The sequence below is a fragment of the Streptomyces sp. R41 genome (genome assembly GCF_041053055.1).
GTDB lineage: Bacteria > Actinomycetota > Actinomycetes > Streptomycetales > Streptomycetaceae > Streptomyces.
The window spans coordinates 6,004,544-6,018,784 of the sequence record NZ_CP163443.1 but is presented as its reverse complement, the minus strand read 5'-3'; the positions used below and the strand labels follow the sequence as shown (position 1 = coordinate 6,018,784).

Here is a 14,241-nt window from a genome sequence, read left to right as displayed (position 1 = left end):
ACGCCGATGACCCGGATGCTGGTGGTGGAGGACGATCCACAGCTCGTACGTGCGCTCGTGATCAACATGCAGGCCCGCGGGTACGGAGTCGACGCGGCCCCCGATGGCGCCACCGCGCTCCGGCTCGCCGCCGCGCGCCGGCCCGACGTGGTCGTACTGGACCTGGGGTTGCCCGACATGGACGGAGTGGACGTCATCAAGGCGCTGCGCGGCTGGACCCGCGTACCGATCCTGGTGCTGTCCGCGCGCCAGGCCTCCGACGAGAAGGTCGCCGCGCTCGACGCGGGCGCCGACGACTACATCACCAAACCGTTCAGCATGGACGAACTCCTGGCCCGGCTGCGCGCCGCCGTCCGCCGTACGGAGACCGTGGCGCTCGCCCCGGAGACCGTCCTGGTCACCACGGAGGACTTCACCGTCGACCTGGCCGCCAAGAAGGCCACCCGCGCCGGCCACGACATACGCCTCACCCCGACCGAGTGGCACCTGCTGGAGATCCTGGTCTGCAACCCGGGCCGCCTCATCACGCAGCGCCGGCTCCTCCAGGAGGTGTGGGGTGTCTCGTACAGCAGCAAGACCAACTATCTGCGCGTCTACATGGCCCAGCTCAGGCGCAAATTGGAAGCGGATCCCTCCCACCCCCGCTATCTGATCACCGAGCCCGGCATGGGCTACCGCTTCGAGGCCTGAGGGGCACGGGGGCGTGAGAGGACATCATGGGGCGCGGCAAGCTTCGGATCTGCCTCGGCGCGGCACCGGGCGTCGGCAAGACGTACGCGATGCTCTCCGAGGCACACCGCCGCGTCGCGCCCCTGCCCGTCCCGTACCTGGGGGTGCCGCCCGCCAAAAGACCGCGCAGTTCCCCGCGCCCCTGAAAAGGGGCGCGGGGAACTGCGCGAACGGGGTCTGGGGCGGAGCCCCAGGTCGGGTCGGGCAGGGGCGGAGGGGGCGAAAAACCCACCCACCTCAGCCCTCGTCCGCCGCCCCGTCCCCGCCCACCGTGAACCCGATCACCGTGCCACCCCCATCCCGCCGGAAGGCGAACGGAGTGCCACCGTGAGCGGTGGCCACCTCGCGGACGATGGACAGGCCGAGCCCCGAGCCGGGCAGGCTGCGGGCGTCGGCGGCACGGTAGAAGCGGTCGAATATCCGCACGAGGTCGCCGTCGGCGATACCGGGACCGCGGTCGAGGACCTCGACGCGGACCGGCCCGGGACGACCGGCCGCGGTGCCCGCGTCGACGCCCGCACGGCCACCGTCGGCATCGACGGCGACACGACGGCCGGCACCCATCTCCTCGACGACGATCTCGATCGGCGCATTCCCCTCCCGATCGAACTTGGCCGCGTTCTCGACCAGGTTGGAGATCGCCCGCTGAAGGGCTGTGGGCCGCCCGTCGACCGTCGTGTCACCGCTCACCCGCACGGTGATGTCCCGCCCGGTACGCCGCCGCGCGACGATCGCGACGTCCTCGGCGAGGTCGGCGAGGTCGAGCCGCCGGACGGGTTCGGTGTCGGACTGTCCGGCCGCGAGGGCGACCAACTCGTTGACGAGGTCGGTCAGTTCGCGGGACTCCAGGGCCAGGTCGGCGACGAGTTCCTCGCGGGCGTCGGGGGGCAGCTCATCGATACGGCGGAGCATGGAGATGTTCGTACGCAGCGAGGTCAGCGGCGTACGCAGTTCATGACCAGCGTCCTGGACCAGTCGCCGCTGGTCCTCCTCGGACTGGGCGAGCCGGCCGAGCATCCGGTCGAAGGAGCGGCCGAGCCGGGCCACCTCGTCGTACCCGGTGACCGGCACCTGAATGCCGAGCCGCCCGGTGCGCGCGACATCCTCGGCGGCCCCGGCGAGCCGCACCAGCCGCCGCGTTATCCGCCGGGCCAGCCACCAGCCGAACAGCCCCGCGGCGATCACGACCGCCCCGACGAGCAGCACGGTCCGCTGCTGCAGCTCCCGCAGCAGATCCTCCGTGTCGCTGAACTGCTGGGCCACCTGCACCGCGCCCCGCCCGCCGCCGAGCGCGACGGTCGCCACCCGGTAGCGGTCGCCGGCGACGTCGACCTCCTTGTGCTCTTCCAGCCTGCCCGCCGTCCCGTCGTCGGCGATCGCCCGGTCGTGACTGTTCACGGGCAGCGGAGGGTTGCCGCGGTCGACGATCGCGCCGCCGGGCCCGAGCACCTGTACGTCCGTACGGCTCGGCCGGATGATGTCGTCGAGCGGCCCGTCGTGGTCGGGGTCGGACGACGCGAAGTCGCCCGGCTGCAGCGGGTGCTCGCGCACCTGGTCGCGCAGGTCCTGCACGACCTCGGCGAACACGGTCTGCTGGTCCACACGCACGAGCCGGGCGGCGGCGTCGTAACTCAGGAATCCGACGAGCACCGTGACAGCGGCGGCGACGGCCGCGAAGGACACGGTGAAGGTGGCCCGCAGGGAGGACACCCGCCGAAAGCGGGGCCGGGGAAGCCGCAGCGACCTGCGAACCCAGGCGGAGCCGGGGGAGCCGGGGGAGCCGGGGGAGCCGGGGGAGCCGGGGGAGCCGGGGGATCTGTCGGAGCCGGGCGGCACTCAGTCCTCCCTCAGTACGTACCCCACGCCCCGCACCGTGTGGATCAGCGCCGGTGCTGCCGGCTCGTCGAGCTTGCGCCGCAGATACCCCACGTATACGGCGAGGTTCTTGGAACCGGGACCGAAGTCGTAGCCCCAGATCCGGTCGTAGATGGTGGCGTGGTCGAGGACGATGCCCGCGTTGCGGACGAGCAGTTCGAGGAGCTCGAACTCGGTCCGGGTCAGCTCCAGCTCCCGCTGCCCGCGCCAGGCCCGTCGCGCCTGGATGTCCATGCGCAGCCCGGCCGCGACGATCTGCCCGTCGGGCTCCTTCGGCACCGGTACGTCGATGGGGGTGCCGTTCGCCGCGCCCGTCCCCGTGCGGCGCAGCAGGGCGCGCAGCCGGGCGAAGACCTCCTCGACGTCGAACGGCTTGACCACGTAGTCGTCTGCGCCGGCGTCCAGGCCCGCGATGCGGTCCGCGGTCTCGACGAGCGCGGTGAGCATCAGGATCGGCGTGCGGTTGCCCTCCGCGCGCAGCACGCGGCACACCTGGAGCCCGTCGATGCCGGGCATCATGACGTCGAGGACCAACACGTCCGGTGGAGTGCGGTGGGCCTGGGCCAGCGCTTCCACCCCGTCGGCGACGGCCGTCACCTCATAGCCCTCCAGCGCCAGCGCCCTTTCCAGGGCGTGACGGATGGCACGGTCGTCCTCGGCGAGCAGCACATTCTGGGGCACCCCACCAGTCTGCCAAGCCCTCGGCCGGGTACCACCTGATGAGCGCCCCCGCGACCACCCTTCTTACCCGCCTCTCACCACGTCCCGGCGCGTCGCCTTACCTCCCCCGGTCACTGTGTCCAATATGTCAGGACGGGCGAGCCCTGACACGCCCCGGCCGCCCCGAGGACTCCCCCGGCTCGGGGCCGGCGGGGGCGGCCGGGGCGGCTTCCTTCGCCCGCCGCCCCACTTCGCGCAGTTTCCCGCGCCCCGTCAGGGGCGCGGGGAACTGCGCAATCTTTTAAGCGGGGGTCTGGGGGCGCAGCCCCCAGGTACGGGACGGGCAGGGGCGGAGGGGGCGAAAAACGCTTACGGCCGCAACGCCCCCAGCTGCTGCTCGAACGGGATCACCTCGAAGCCACCCGCACCCCCGCCACGCACCACGCCCCGCCCGGGCGAACCCGCCCCCATCAGCCCCGCCAACTCCCCCGCCGCCCTCTCGATCCGCTCGTCCAGCCCCTCCGCTCCCCAGTCCTCCGAAGCCGCGTACACCCCGGTCGGCACGACCACAGCCCGCAGATACGAGAAAAGGGGACGCAACGCGTGTTCAAGGACGAGCGAGTGCCGCCCGCTACCACCGGTCGCCGCGATCAGCACCGGCTTCCCGGCAAGCGCGTCCTTGTCCGCGACGGTCAGCACATCGAAGAAGGACTTGAACAGCCCGCTGTAGGAGGCGGAGAAGACCGGCGTGACGACGATGAGACCGTCCGCGGACGTCACGGCGTCGATCGCGTCGGACAACCCCCGCCCGGGAAACCCGTTCGTGAAGTTGTGAGCGATCTCCACGGCGAGGTCGCGCAACTCGACGACCTGGACGTCGGCGGCCGTATCCCGGACCGCGGCGGCCGCCAGCCGGTCGCCCAGCAGCCGCGTGGACGACGGAACACTCAGCCCCGCCGAGACGACGACGAGCTTCATACGACGGTCACTCCCTTCGAACCCTCCGAAACCTGCGAACCCTCCGAGACCTGCGAAGCCTCCGAAGCGGCGGCGGCCACCCGAGCCGCATGCGTCGGCGCCTCCGGCACACCGGCCGCGCGCCCCTTCGCGAACTCCTCGCGCAACACCGGCACGACCTCCTCGCCCAGCATGTCGAGCTGCTCAAGGACGGTCTTCAGCGGCAGCCCCGCGTGGTCCATCAGGAAGAGCTGGCGCTGGTAGTCACCGGCGTACTCGCGGAAGGACAGCGTCTTCTCGATCACCTGCTGCGGCGAACCGACGGTGAGCGGAGTCTGCTCGGTGAAGTCCTCCAGGGACGGCCCGTGCCCGTACACCGGCGCGTTGTCGAAGTAGGGCCGGAACTCCCGTACCGCGTCCTGCGAGTTGTGCCGCATGAACACCTGACCGCCGAGCCCGACGATCGCCTGCTCGGCCGTGCCGTGCCCGTAGTGCGCGTACCGCTCGCGGTAGAGCTCGACCATCCGCTTGGTGTGGTCGGCCGGCCAGAAGATGTTGTTGTGGAAGAAGCCGTCGCCGTAGTACGCGGCCTGCTCGGCGATCTCCGGCGAGCGGATCGAGCCGTGCCAGACGAACGGCGGTACGCCGTCCAGTGGCCGCGGCGTCGCGGTGAACGACTGCAGCGGCGTACGGAACTTGCCCTCCCAGGTCACCACGTCCTCGCGCCACAGCCGGTGCAGCAGCGCGTAGTTCTCGATGGCGAGGTTGATGCCCTGGCGGATGTCCTGCCCGAACCAGGGATAGACGGGCCCGGTGTTGCCGCGCCCCATCATCAGGTCGACCCGGCCGTCGGCCAGGTGCTGGAGCATCGCGAAGTCCTCGGCGATCTTCACCGGGTCGTTGGTGGTGATCAGGGTCGTGGACGTGGACAGGACCAGCTTCTCGGTGCGTGCGGCTATGTAGCCGAGCATGGTGGTCGGCGACGACGGCACGAACGGCGGATTGTGGTGCTCGCCGGTCGCGAAGACGTCGAGCCCGACCTCCTCGGCCTTCTGCGCGATGGCGACCATGGCCTTGATGCGCTCGTGCTCGGTCGGCGTCCTGCCCGTGGTCGGGTCGGGGGTCACATCACCGACGCTGAAGATCCCGAACTGCATGGTCGCTCACCCTCCAAGTTGTTTACGATTCAACTATAACCCCCAACGGCCACACCCCGGCTGATATTCCGCACACCCCGAGCACCTCCTCCGGCTAATCACTTGACCCGCCCACTCGCCATACGCCACATTTATCTGCGTGACGCAGACACTGCATGACACAAAAGAAACCTCGCACCCGCCCGCCCGAACCCGCTGGGCCATCCTCGGAGTGGTCCTCGCCGCCGACGTCCTGGACCTCCTCGACGGCACCATCACCAACATCGCCGCCCCGACCATCGCCGAAGACCTCGGCGGCGGCACCGGCCTCATCCAGTGGCTCGGCGCCTCCTACGCCCTCGCGCTCGGCGTACTCCTCGTCCTCGGCGGACGGCTCGGCGACAAGTACGGCCGCCGCTGCCTCTTCCTCGCCGGACTCGGCGGCTTCACCGCGGCCTCGGTCGCGTGCGGCCTCGCGCCGACCCCCGGCACACTCGTCGCCGCCCGCCTCGCACAGGGCGCCTTCGGCGCGCTCGTCATCCCGCAGGGCTTCGGCATCCTCGGCGCCACCTGGCCCCGGGACCAGATCGGCAAGGCGTACAGCCTCTTCGGCCCCGTGATGGGCCTTTCGGCCGTCGGCGGCCCGATCCTCGCCGGACTCCTCATCGACACCGACATCGCCGGCCTCGGCTGGCGCTCGATGTTCCTCATCAATCTCGTCCTCGGCGGCGCCGCCCTCCTCGCCGCCACCCGCCTGCTCCCCCGCGACACCGGCGACCGCACGGTCACCGTCGACGGCCCCGGCTCCGCCCTCCTGGGCGCCACCATGCTCGGCCTGCTCACCGGCCTCATCGAGGGCTCGGCGCACGGCTGGACCCCCACGAGCACCGCACTCGTCGCCGCCGGAGTCGCCCTCTTCGCCGCCTTCTGCCACCGCCAGCGCACCGCGGCCAACCCCCTGATCCAGCCCTCCCTCCTCCACAACCGGGGCTTCACCTCGGGACTCGTCCTCGGCATCGTCTTCTTCGCCGCCGTCGCCGGACTCCTGTACGTCGTCTCGCTCTTCCTGCAGCAAGGCCTCGGCCGCTCCCCCGCGGGCGCCGCACTCGGCCTGATGCCCCTGTCCGCCGGCATCGTCATCGCCTCGATCGCCTGCTACCGCCTGATCGGCGCACTGGGCCGCCGCCTCGTCCTCATCGGCCTGCTCATCACCCTCGCCGGGACCGGCTACCTGCTCGCCCTCGTCTCCACCTCAGGCACGAACACCGGCAGTTGGGCCCTGGTCCCACCGCTGCTCGTCGTCGGCCTCGGCATGGGCACCTGCTTCGGCTCGGTGTACGACGTAACGGTCGGCGACATCGACGCCGGCGAGGCCGGCAGCGCGGGCGGCTCACTCGGCGCGGTCCAGCAGCTCGCCAACGCGATCGGCGCCGCCGCCGTCACCACCGTCTACTTCAAGGCGAACGGCGGCGAAGCCCACGCCACCACCGTGAGCCTCACCGCCGTCGCCGCCGTCACCCTCCTGTGCTGCCCCCTCGTAGGCCTGCTGCCGCGCAAGGCACCGGAGGAACAGCATCACTAGGGCTGGAGGACCAGCCGCCCCCGCAGACCGCCCTCCGCCAGCCGGGCGTGCGCCTTGGCCGCCTCGTCCAGCGCGTACGTCTCGGCGACCCGGAGCGTCAGCACCCCCTCGTCGACAAGCGCCGCCAGCTCCGCGAGCCGCGCCCCGTCTGCGGCGACCTCGATCGAGCCGGTCCGCACGCCCCGTACGGACGCCGGGTGGGCTCCCGGGATGACCCCCACGAACGCGCCGCCGTCCCGCACCCACTCCAGCGCCGCCTCACCGAGGATCGCCGCGTCCAGCACCCCGTCCACGCTCCCCGGCGCCACGTCACCCGACACGAACCGGGCCGCCGCCAGCGACCGTACGAGCTCCTCGTCGGCCTCCCGGGCAAGCGCGGTCACGGACAGCCCGCGGTGCACGGCGAGCTGGACGGCGTAACCACCGACCGCCCCCGCCGCGCCCGTGACCAGCAGACTCTGCCCCGGCTCAAGGCCCAGCAGATCGAGGGCCTGCGCGGCAGCCAGAGCGTTCAGCGGCAGAGTCGCCGCGCGCACCGCATCGACCGAAGCGGGCGCCTTGGCCACGGCATCGGCATCCACGACGACGTAATCGGCGTGCGTACCAAGGGACTTGACGGGGCCATAGACCAGCGCCACCACCTCATCACCCACCGCCCACCCCGTCGCCACACCCGTGGCATCGACGGTCCCGGCCACGTCCCACCCCAGCCCCAACCGCTTGCCCGCACCCCCGAAGCCGCCTGCGCGCACGCCGGCGTCGACCGGATTGAGCGCGGCGGCCGCGACCTTGATCCGCACCTGCCCAGCACCCGGCTCCGGCACCTCGACCTCGACGATCTCCACGGCTTCCGGACCACCAAAAGCGTTCACAACCGCTGCACGCATGACTACTCTCCCCACTCAACGACGGATTTGCCCGGGTTTCTCGCCCGTTGCGACAACCCTATGAAGAGTTACTATCTTTCGGTAAGTAGGCACCTGAAGGTGCGTACGTCACCCGGAGGTGAGCCATGGCGACCACGACGGCGGCCCAGCGACGCGAGAAGGCACGCGTCGAGTACGACGCGTTCCTCAAGGGCTGCCCCACCAACCAGCTCCTCGACCGCATCAGCGACAAGTGGGTCAGCCTGGTCGTCAGCGCACTCGCCGAAGGGTCGATGCGCTACAGCGACCTCGGCCGCAAGATCGCGGGCGTCAGCCCCAAAATGCTGACGCAGACACTGCGTTCACTGCAGCGCGACGGCATCGTCGCCCGCACCGTCACCCCATCCGTACCGGTCCGGGTCGACTACGAACTCACGCCCCTGGGCATGAACTTGAGCTGCCTGCTCACCGCCGTGAAGGACTGGGCGGAACGGCACATCGAGGAGGTCAACGAGGCACGCGACCGCTACGACGCGTCCTCCGAAGCCTCCTGAAGTTCCCCGCCCCGCAGCCGCGCGATCTGCTCGGCACTGAAGTCGACCGTACGACGCATGTGCCCGATGATCAGGGCGAGTTCCTCATCCTCAAGCCCATCGAACAAGGCGTACCACCCACCCCCCAGCCGGTCCCACATCCGCCCGAACTCGGCGACCTTCTCCGGCACGGTCGCCACAAGCACCCGCCGCCGGTCCACCGCGTCCCGCTCGCGCACGACATACCCGGCCTTCTCCAGCCGGTCCACCAGCCGCGTCGCCGAGCCGGTCGTGAGCCCCGTCAGCTCGGCGATCCGCCCCGTGGTCACCGCCCCGTCCTCCAGGCTGAGCAGATTCAGGCACTGCAGATCCGTCGGATGCAGCTTCAAATGATCAGCAACGGCCTGATTGAAGAGCGCGTACGACGCCATATAGCGACGCGACACGACGGACAACTCATCGAGCAGCCGCCCCCGCACGTTCCCCGTCATCACGCACACCCTTCCTCTGCGCCAAACAGAAATCGTACGACGCAGACACATCCACGGCATCCGCCCGGGAAACGCACCCGCAGCCGCGAACACACGAAAGAGGCCAAGCCCGACGCACCCGCAGCCGCGAACGCACGAAAGGGGCCGTGCCCCACCGCACCCGCGAACACACGGAAGGGGCCGTGCGTCGACCCCCACCCGCGAACACACGGAAGGGGCCGTGCGTCGACCCTCACGCACCCGCAGCCGCGAACGCACGGAAGGGGCCGTGCCGGTACATCAAATGCCCGTCGCTTACGCCCGGATCTGGAAACGGCTCCTCATAGGGCAACGTCTGATCCACCGGCGACGGGCGGATGTACCGGCACGGCCCCGACCCCCCACCGACCGGCAGGCACCCGCAGGCACCCCCAGGCACGGGACGCAGGCACCCCCAGGCACGGGACGCAGGCACCCCCAGGCACGGGACGCAGGCACCCGCGGCGCGGGGCGCAGACACCCGCAGGCACCCCCGCTAGAACACATACGAATCCCCCGTATCCAGCGCCAGCACCCGCTGCCGGTCATTCGCATGGTTGCGATCCACCGCCCCGCCACTCCACACCGTGTCGATCTCCAGAGTCACCTCCGACGGCACCCCCACCAGCCGCACTGTCACCCCGATCTCCTCCCCCAGCCCGTCCGCGGCCAACGCCCCCGTCCGGCACACCACCGCCCGCTCCCCCGCCCGCGCGCACTGCCCCGGCAGCCGCTGGACATCCGCGAGCGGAGCCGACCAGCGCAGCCGCACCGTCGCGTCGGGAACGGCGGTCGGCCCGTGATTCTGCGGGGTGAATCGGACGTCGACGCTCCCGGCGGCCATGGACACGTACCCGTGATAGGCAAGATCGGCCTCGGGAGCCAGGGCGAAGCCGGGCGACGCCGCACCCACTGCCACGCACACACTCGCACCCATCGCACACAGCACCCGCATCCCCATCCGCATGACGTCATTTCCTTCGCTAGACCGACAGGTCGTCAGGCGATCGGGTCACGGTCAGGTGATCGGGCCACCGTCGGGCGACCGGGCCACCGTCAGGTGATCCAGTCACCGTCACGGGATGTATCCCACCCCTGACCGCCGACAGGCGCCGTCCATCAGGTGACGGAATCCCCCACACGACCGCATGCGAAAGTGACCGCATGCTGATCGTCCGCTCCGCCGCCCTCTTCGTCCTCGCCGCGCTTTTCGAGATCGGCGGCGCCTGGCTGGTCTGGCAGGGCGTACGCGAGCACCGCGGCTGGCTCTGGATCGGCGCGGGCGTCATGGCGCTCGGCGTGTACGGCTTCGTGGCCACCCTCCAGCCGAACGCCGAGTTCGGCCGCATCCTCGCCGCGTACGGCGGAGTCTTCGTGGCCGGCTCCCTCGCCTGGGGCATGGTCGCGGACGGCTACCGCCCCGACCGCTGGGACGTCACCGGCGCGCTGATCTGCCTCGCCGGAATGGCAGTAATCATGTACGCGCCACGCGGCAGCTGATCCCGCCGCACCCGCACCCCGCCGCACCCGCACCCGCACCCGCACCCGCACCCGCACCCGCACCCGCACCGAAACACGCAACCCCACCGCCCGACCGGCCGCGGAACCCGGACAACTCGACGCCGACGCCCACCACCTGCCTATCCTGGCGAAGATTCCCGTACACACGCCCGTACGCACCGCACGAGCACCCGCCCGAGGAGCCAAAAATGACCGCGCCGTCCGCGCCCTCCGCGCCGTCCGCCCCCTCCCGCATCGCCGTCGTCACCGGCGCGAGCAGCGGTATCGGCGCGGCGACGGCCCGGCAGCTCGCCGCGGCCGGCTACCGCGTCGTGCTGACCGCCCGCCGCAAGGACCGCATCGAGGCGCTCGCCGAGGAGATCAACGCGGCGGGCCACCAGGCGGCGGCGTACGCGCTGGACGTCACGGACCGCGCGGCGGTCGACGAGTTCGCGACCGCCTTCAAGTCGATCGGCGTCCTGGTCAACAACGCGGGCGGCGCGCTGGGCGCCGACCCGGTCGCGACGGGCGACCCGGCCGACTGGCGCCAGATGTACGAGACGAACGTCATCGGCACCCTGAACGTCACCCAGGCCCTCCTCCCCGTCCTCACCGCGAGCGGCGACGGCACGGTCGTCGTGCTCTCCTCCACCGCCGGCCACGGCACCTACGAGGGCGGTGGCGGCTACGTCGCCGCCAAGCACGCCGAGCACGTCCTCGCCGAGACCCTCCGTCTGGAGATCGTCGGCATGCCCGTCCGCGTCATCGAGATCGCGCCCGGCATGGTCAAGACGGACGAGTTCGCGCTGACCCGCTTCGGCGGCGACACGGAGAAGGCGGCGAAGGTGTACTCGGGCGTGGCCGAACCCCTGACCGCCGACGACGTGGCCGACACCATCACCTGGGCGATCACCCGCCCCAGCCACGTCAACATCGACCTTCTGATCGTCCGCCCCCGCGCGCAGGCGTCGAACACGAAGATCCACCGGGAACTGTGATGACGGAACAGCCGGAGACACCGCAGACGCCGGAGGACTCCCTCGAGAAGCGCCGCCTGGCCGAGGAGACGAGGAACGAACGCAAGGTCTGGTACTTCTTGGCCTACTTCCTCTTCGGCATCCACATCGTGGCGTTCGTGATGATCTACGCGGTGACGCACGCGAAGTGATCGCTGCGGGCGTACGGCCGACGTACGCTCCCGCGATGTGAACAGACACATACCCTTCGAGCGTCTGCACAACTTCCGCGACCTGGGCGGGTACAGGACCGCGGACAGCAGAACGGTCCGCCCGGGCCGCCTCTTCCGAGCGGACTCGCTCGGCAAACTGCCCCCGGGAACGCCGGACTGGGACCGCTTCCTCTGCACGAAGGGCTCTCATCGCTTCGAGCCTGTCACGGTCGTGCCCATGCGGCGAAAGACCGGCTCACCGGCTTCAGGTGAATAACCGCAGGTAAGAATGGAGAAGGTGGGTGCCGGACGAGTCATTTCGTCCGGCACCCGCTTATTCCGTGCTGTATCTGCGCCCATGGGTCACCCCTTGACGCAGACAACCTGCTTCAGCTTCGCCACGACCTCCACGAGGTCGCGCTGCTGGTCGATGACCTTCTCGATCGGCTTGTACGCGCCCGGGATCTCATCCACGACGCCGGAGTCCTTGCGGCACTCGACGCCCTGCGTCTGGTCCTCAAGGTCCTTCGTCGAGAAGCGACGCTTCGCTGCGTTGCGGCTCATGCGCCGACCCGCGCCGTGCGACGCCGAGTTGAAGGCCTTCTCGTTGCCGAGCCCTTTCACGATGTACGAACCCGTTCCCATCGAGCCAGGGATGATCCCGTACTCGCCGGAACCCGCGCGGATCGCGCCCTTGCGAGTGACGAGGAGATCCATTCCCTCGTACCGCTCCTCGCTCACGTAATTGTGGTGGCAGGAGACCTCCGGCTCGAAAGTGACCTTCGCCTTCTTGAACTCGCGGCGAATCACCTCCTTGGAGATCGCCATCATGATGGCGCGGTTGTACTTGGCGTACTCCTGCGCCCAGAAGAGGTCATGCCGGTAGGCAGCCATCTGCGGCGTGTCCGAGACGAAGACCGCCAGGTCGCGATCGACCAGCCCTTGATTGTGCGGGAGCTTCTGAGCGACACCGATGTGGTATTCGGCCAGTTCCTTACCGATGTTCCGGGAACCTGAGTGCAACATAATCCAGACCGAATTGTCCGAATCGAGGCAAAACTCCCAGAAGTGGTTTCCCCCGCCGAGAGTTCCTATTTGTCCAATTGCGCGCCCCTTGCGGAACTTCACCGCCTCCGCAACCCCATCGAACCGTCCCCAGAAGTCATCCCACCCCGCAGTCGCGAGCCCATGAAACCGCCCCGGCTCCATCGGGGTGTCATGCATCCCCCGCCCCACCGGAATAGCCCCTTCGATCTTCGACCGAAGCCGAGAAAGATCCCCCGGCAGATCGTTGGCCGTGAGCGAGGTCTTGACCGCAGACATCCCGCACCCGATGTCGACCCCCACCGCCGCAGGACACACCGCGTCCCGCATGGCGATGACGGACCCGACCGTCGCTCCCTTCCCGTAATGCACATCCGGCATCACGGCCAGGCCCTTGATCCACGGCAGGGTCGCCACGTTCTGGAGCTGGCGCAGTGCGACGTCCTCGACCGACGCCGGGTCGGTCCACATGCGGATGGGGACCTTCGCCCCCGGAACCTCTACGTACGACATTTCGTCCTCATTCCCCCGGACAACATCAGAAGTCATAAATCGCAAAACCCGCGCCAAGGTCGACGTATGGGACAACGGACCGGCGTCCAGGGCAGTGCGTGCGATACACATTGTGTCCAAGGGCCGCCCCCACGCGGCAACCGAATAACCACAGGACACCCCGGCCGCAGAGCCGTCGGGAACCGTCGAGAGGAGCCTGACCGTGCAGCGGAAGGCGTACGTACCCGGCATCGCCGTGCTCCTCGCGGCACTGCTGGCGGGCTGCACGGGCGGTTCGGGCAGCGGTGGCTCGGCGGACGACTCGAAGGGGAGCGACACCGGTACGACGGCGCCCGCGGCCCAGCCGGGCAAGTACCGCACGCTCCCGGAGGCCTGCGGCGCGGCCGGTCACGACAGCCTCGACTCGCTGCTGCCCGGGATCAAGCAGATCGCGGACGCGGAGACGCGCGAGAAGGCGTACGAGGGCGAGGCCACGCTCACGTACGACACGGACCGGCGCGACGGCTGCAACTGGAAGGTGGAGTCGACGTCCGCCACCGATCATCTCTTCGTCGACTTCGAGCGCGTGGTGTCGTACGACAACGCGGTGAGCGACGCCAGCAAGGCCGAGACGATCTTCGCGGGCAAGGAGACGGCGGCCGACCTCCCCGAGCCGGCCGACACCAGCTCCGGCTCAAGCTCCAGCCCCACTTCCAGTACCGACACCGCGACCCCCTCCGCCTCCCCCTCCTCGTCCACGTCCTCCTCCCCGTCCGCGACCGCCTCTCCGAGCGAAACACCCGCCGATCTCCAGCCCCGTACGCTCGACGGTCTCGGCGACGAGGCGTTCCTGAACGACAAGCTGAGCCCGGCGTCCTCGGCGGCCCAGCAGCGCACGGTGACTGTGGTGTTCCGCACGTCGAATGTGATCGTGACGATCGAGTACGCCGAGCAGCCGACCGCGTCCACCGACTCTCCGGACAGCAAGGAAATGCAGGACAGGGCGCGGAAACTGGCGCAGAAGGTCGCGGACACGCTGTCCTGACAGGGGGCCCTCGGCGCCTGTCGGCACCCTCACTCAAACCGCTCGAACCGGAAACGCACGGCCGCCTCACCGCGTACCGTGGCCCCTCGGACCCGACCGGTCGCACGTTCCATGTGCGGCCGCACCACGAGCGCCACGAGTGAAG

17 protein-coding genes are annotated in these 14,241 nt (G+C 69.9%); 9 read left to right on the top strand and 8 right to left on the bottom strand.

Annotated features, from left to right (window positions below; all coding sequences use genetic code 11):
- The first annotated feature begins 6 nt into the window (after positions 1-6).
- Positions 7-690: a response regulator gene (locus AB5J53_RS27560; protein WP_369248335.1), complete on the top strand. Its 684-nt coding sequence runs from the start codon at positions 7-9 to the stop codon at positions 688-690.
- A gap of 26 nt (positions 691-716) precedes the next feature.
- Complete coding sequence (locus tag AB5J53_RS27555) at positions 717-875, top strand: hypothetical protein (RefSeq protein ID WP_369248334.1); 159 nt, start codon at positions 717-719, stop codon at positions 873-875.
- Between the two features lie 91 nt (positions 876-966).
- Here AB5J53_RS27555 and AB5J53_RS27550 read toward each other — a convergent pair whose 3' ends face one another.
- From AB5J53_RS27550 to AB5J53_RS27535, 4 genes are all read right to left on the bottom strand, one after another.
- Positions 967-2,469: an ATP-binding protein gene (locus AB5J53_RS27550; RefSeq protein ID WP_369252501.1), complete on the bottom strand. Its 1,503-nt coding sequence runs from the start codon at positions 2,467-2,469 to the stop codon at positions 967-969.
- A 96-nt stretch (positions 2,470-2,565) separates the two neighbouring features.
- Entirely contained in the window at positions 2,566-3,285 is a 720-nt protein-coding gene (locus AB5J53_RS27545; protein WP_369248333.1) for a response regulator transcription factor, read from the bottom strand.
- A gap of 348 nt (positions 3,286-3,633) precedes the next feature.
- Positions 3,634-4,242 carry an FMN reductase gene (locus AB5J53_RS27540; protein ID WP_369248332.1) on the bottom strand — a complete coding sequence of 203 codons (609 nt, stop codon included), beginning with the start codon at positions 4,240-4,242 and terminating at the stop codon, positions 3,634-3,636.
- Positions 4,239-5,378 (bottom strand): LLM class flavin-dependent oxidoreductase, encoded by a 1,140-nt coding sequence (locus tag AB5J53_RS27535; RefSeq protein WP_369248331.1) that lies wholly within the window; start codon positions 5,376-5,378, stop codon positions 4,239-4,241. The genes AB5J53_RS27540 and AB5J53_RS27535 overlap by 4 nt, the downstream gene beginning before the upstream one ends.
- 139 nt (positions 5,379-5,517) lie before the next feature.
- Here AB5J53_RS27535 and AB5J53_RS27530 point away from each other — a divergent pair, with 139 nt between their 5' ends.
- Positions 5,518-6,939, top strand: coding sequence for an MFS transporter (locus AB5J53_RS27530; protein ID WP_369248330.1), 1,422 nt, complete (start codon positions 5,518-5,520; stop codon positions 6,937-6,939).
- Here AB5J53_RS27530 and AB5J53_RS27525 read toward each other — a convergent pair.
- On the bottom strand, positions 6,936-7,826 hold the full coding sequence (locus AB5J53_RS27525; protein ID WP_369248329.1) for an NADP-dependent oxidoreductase: 891 nt from the start codon (positions 7,824-7,826) through the stop codon (positions 6,936-6,938). The genes AB5J53_RS27530 and AB5J53_RS27525 overlap by 4 nt on opposite strands.
- Positions 7,827-7,951: 125 nt before the next feature.
- Between AB5J53_RS27525 and AB5J53_RS27520 the strand changes: the two genes are divergently transcribed.
- Complete coding sequence (locus AB5J53_RS27520; RefSeq protein WP_369248328.1) at positions 7,952-8,359, top strand: winged helix-turn-helix transcriptional regulator; 408 nt, start codon at positions 7,952-7,954, stop codon at positions 8,357-8,359.
- Here the strand turns inward: AB5J53_RS27520 and AB5J53_RS27515 are convergent.
- Together AB5J53_RS27515 and AB5J53_RS27510 are read right to left on the bottom strand one after the other, a co-directional pair.
- Positions 8,332-8,829 carry a MarR family winged helix-turn-helix transcriptional regulator gene (locus AB5J53_RS27515; RefSeq protein ID WP_369248327.1) on the bottom strand — a complete coding sequence of 166 codons (498 nt, stop codon included), beginning with the start codon at positions 8,827-8,829 and terminating at the stop codon, positions 8,332-8,334. The genes AB5J53_RS27520 and AB5J53_RS27515 overlap by 28 nt on opposite strands.
- Positions 8,830-9,343: 514 nt before the next feature.
- Positions 9,344-9,814 carry a hypothetical protein gene (locus AB5J53_RS27510; protein WP_369248326.1) on the bottom strand — a complete coding sequence of 157 codons (471 nt, stop codon included), beginning with the start codon at positions 9,812-9,814 and terminating at the stop codon, positions 9,344-9,346.
- Between the two features lie 197 nt (positions 9,815-10,011).
- On the opposite strand from AB5J53_RS27510, the gene AB5J53_RS27505 reads away from it, so the two are divergent.
- The 4 genes from AB5J53_RS27505 to AB5J53_RS27490 all read left to right on the top strand — a co-directional run bounded on the left by AB5J53_RS27505 (position 10,012) and on the right by AB5J53_RS27490 (position 11,792).
- The gene (locus AB5J53_RS27505; protein ID WP_369248325.1) at positions 10,012-10,347 is read left to right on the top strand and encodes a YnfA family protein; all 336 of its coding nucleotides are present in this window, start codon (positions 10,012-10,014) and stop codon (positions 10,345-10,347) included.
- Positions 10,348-10,556: 209 nt separating this feature from the next.
- Entirely contained in the window at positions 10,557-11,345 is a 789-nt protein-coding gene (locus AB5J53_RS27500) for an SDR family NAD(P)-dependent oxidoreductase (RefSeq protein WP_369248324.1), read from the top strand.
- Entirely contained in the window at positions 11,345-11,515 is a 171-nt protein-coding gene (locus AB5J53_RS27495; RefSeq protein WP_369248323.1) for a hypothetical protein, read from the top strand. The genes AB5J53_RS27500 and AB5J53_RS27495 overlap by 1 nt, the downstream gene beginning before the upstream one ends.
- A 37-nt stretch (positions 11,516-11,552) precedes the next feature.
- Positions 11,553-11,792: a tyrosine-protein phosphatase gene (locus AB5J53_RS27490; RefSeq protein ID WP_369248322.1), complete on the top strand. Its 240-nt coding sequence runs from the start codon at positions 11,553-11,555 to the stop codon at positions 11,790-11,792.
- A gap of 86 nt (positions 11,793-11,878) precedes the next feature.
- Here AB5J53_RS27490 and AB5J53_RS27485 read toward each other — a convergent pair whose 3' ends face one another.
- Entirely contained in the window at positions 11,879-13,072 is a 1,194-nt protein-coding gene (locus AB5J53_RS27485; protein WP_369248321.1) for an RtcB family protein, read from the bottom strand.
- A gap of 202 nt (positions 13,073-13,274) precedes the next feature.
- Between AB5J53_RS27485 and AB5J53_RS27480 the strand changes: the two genes are divergently transcribed.
- A complete protein-coding gene (locus AB5J53_RS27480; RefSeq protein WP_369248320.1) occupies positions 13,275-14,096 on the top strand; it encodes a DUF3558 domain-containing protein in 822 nt (273 codons plus the stop codon).
- The last annotated feature ends 145 nt before the right edge of the window (positions 14,097-14,241 follow it).

Excerpts from the sequence above, each read along its gene's own strand:
- AB5J53_RS27560 (WP_369248335.1), top strand. The coding sequence starts at position 7 with ATGACCCGGATGCTGGTGGTGGAGGACGATCCACAGCTCGTACGTGCG.
- AB5J53_RS27555 (WP_369248334.1), top strand. The coding sequence starts at position 717 with ATGGGGCGCGGCAAGCTTCGGATCTGCCTCGGCGCGGCACCGGGCGTC.
- AB5J53_RS27540 (WP_369248332.1), bottom strand. The coding sequence starts at position 4,242 with ATGAAGCTCGTCGTCGTCTCGGCGGGGCTGAGTGTTCCGTCGTCCACG.
- AB5J53_RS27535 (WP_369248331.1), bottom strand. The coding sequence starts at position 5,378 with ATGCAGTTCGGGATCTTCAGCGTCGGTGATGTGACCCCCGACCCGACC.
- AB5J53_RS27525 (WP_369248329.1), bottom strand. The coding sequence starts at position 7,826 with ATGCGTGCAGCGGTTGTGAACGCTTTTGGTGGTCCGGAAGCCGTGGAG.
- AB5J53_RS27520 (WP_369248328.1), top strand. The coding sequence starts at position 7,952 with ATGGCGACCACGACGGCGGCCCAGCGACGCGAGAAGGCACGCGTCGAG.
- AB5J53_RS27515 (WP_369248327.1), bottom strand. The coding sequence starts at position 8,829 with ATGACGGGGAACGTGCGGGGGCGGCTGCTCGATGAGTTGTCCGTCGTG.
- AB5J53_RS27510 (WP_369248326.1), bottom strand. The coding sequence starts at position 9,814 with ATGCGGATGGGGATGCGGGTGCTGTGTGCGATGGGTGCGAGTGTGTGC.
- AB5J53_RS27505 (WP_369248325.1), top strand. The coding sequence starts at position 10,012 with ATGCTGATCGTCCGCTCCGCCGCCCTCTTCGTCCTCGCCGCGCTTTTC.
- AB5J53_RS27500 (WP_369248324.1), top strand. The coding sequence starts at position 10,557 with ATGACCGCGCCGTCCGCGCCCTCCGCGCCGTCCGCCCCCTCCCGCATC.
- AB5J53_RS27495 (WP_369248323.1), top strand. The coding sequence starts at position 11,345 with ATGACGGAACAGCCGGAGACACCGCAGACGCCGGAGGACTCCCTCGAG.
- AB5J53_RS27485 (WP_369248321.1), bottom strand. The coding sequence starts at position 13,072 with ATGTCGTACGTAGAGGTTCCGGGGGCGAAGGTCCCCATCCGCATGTGG.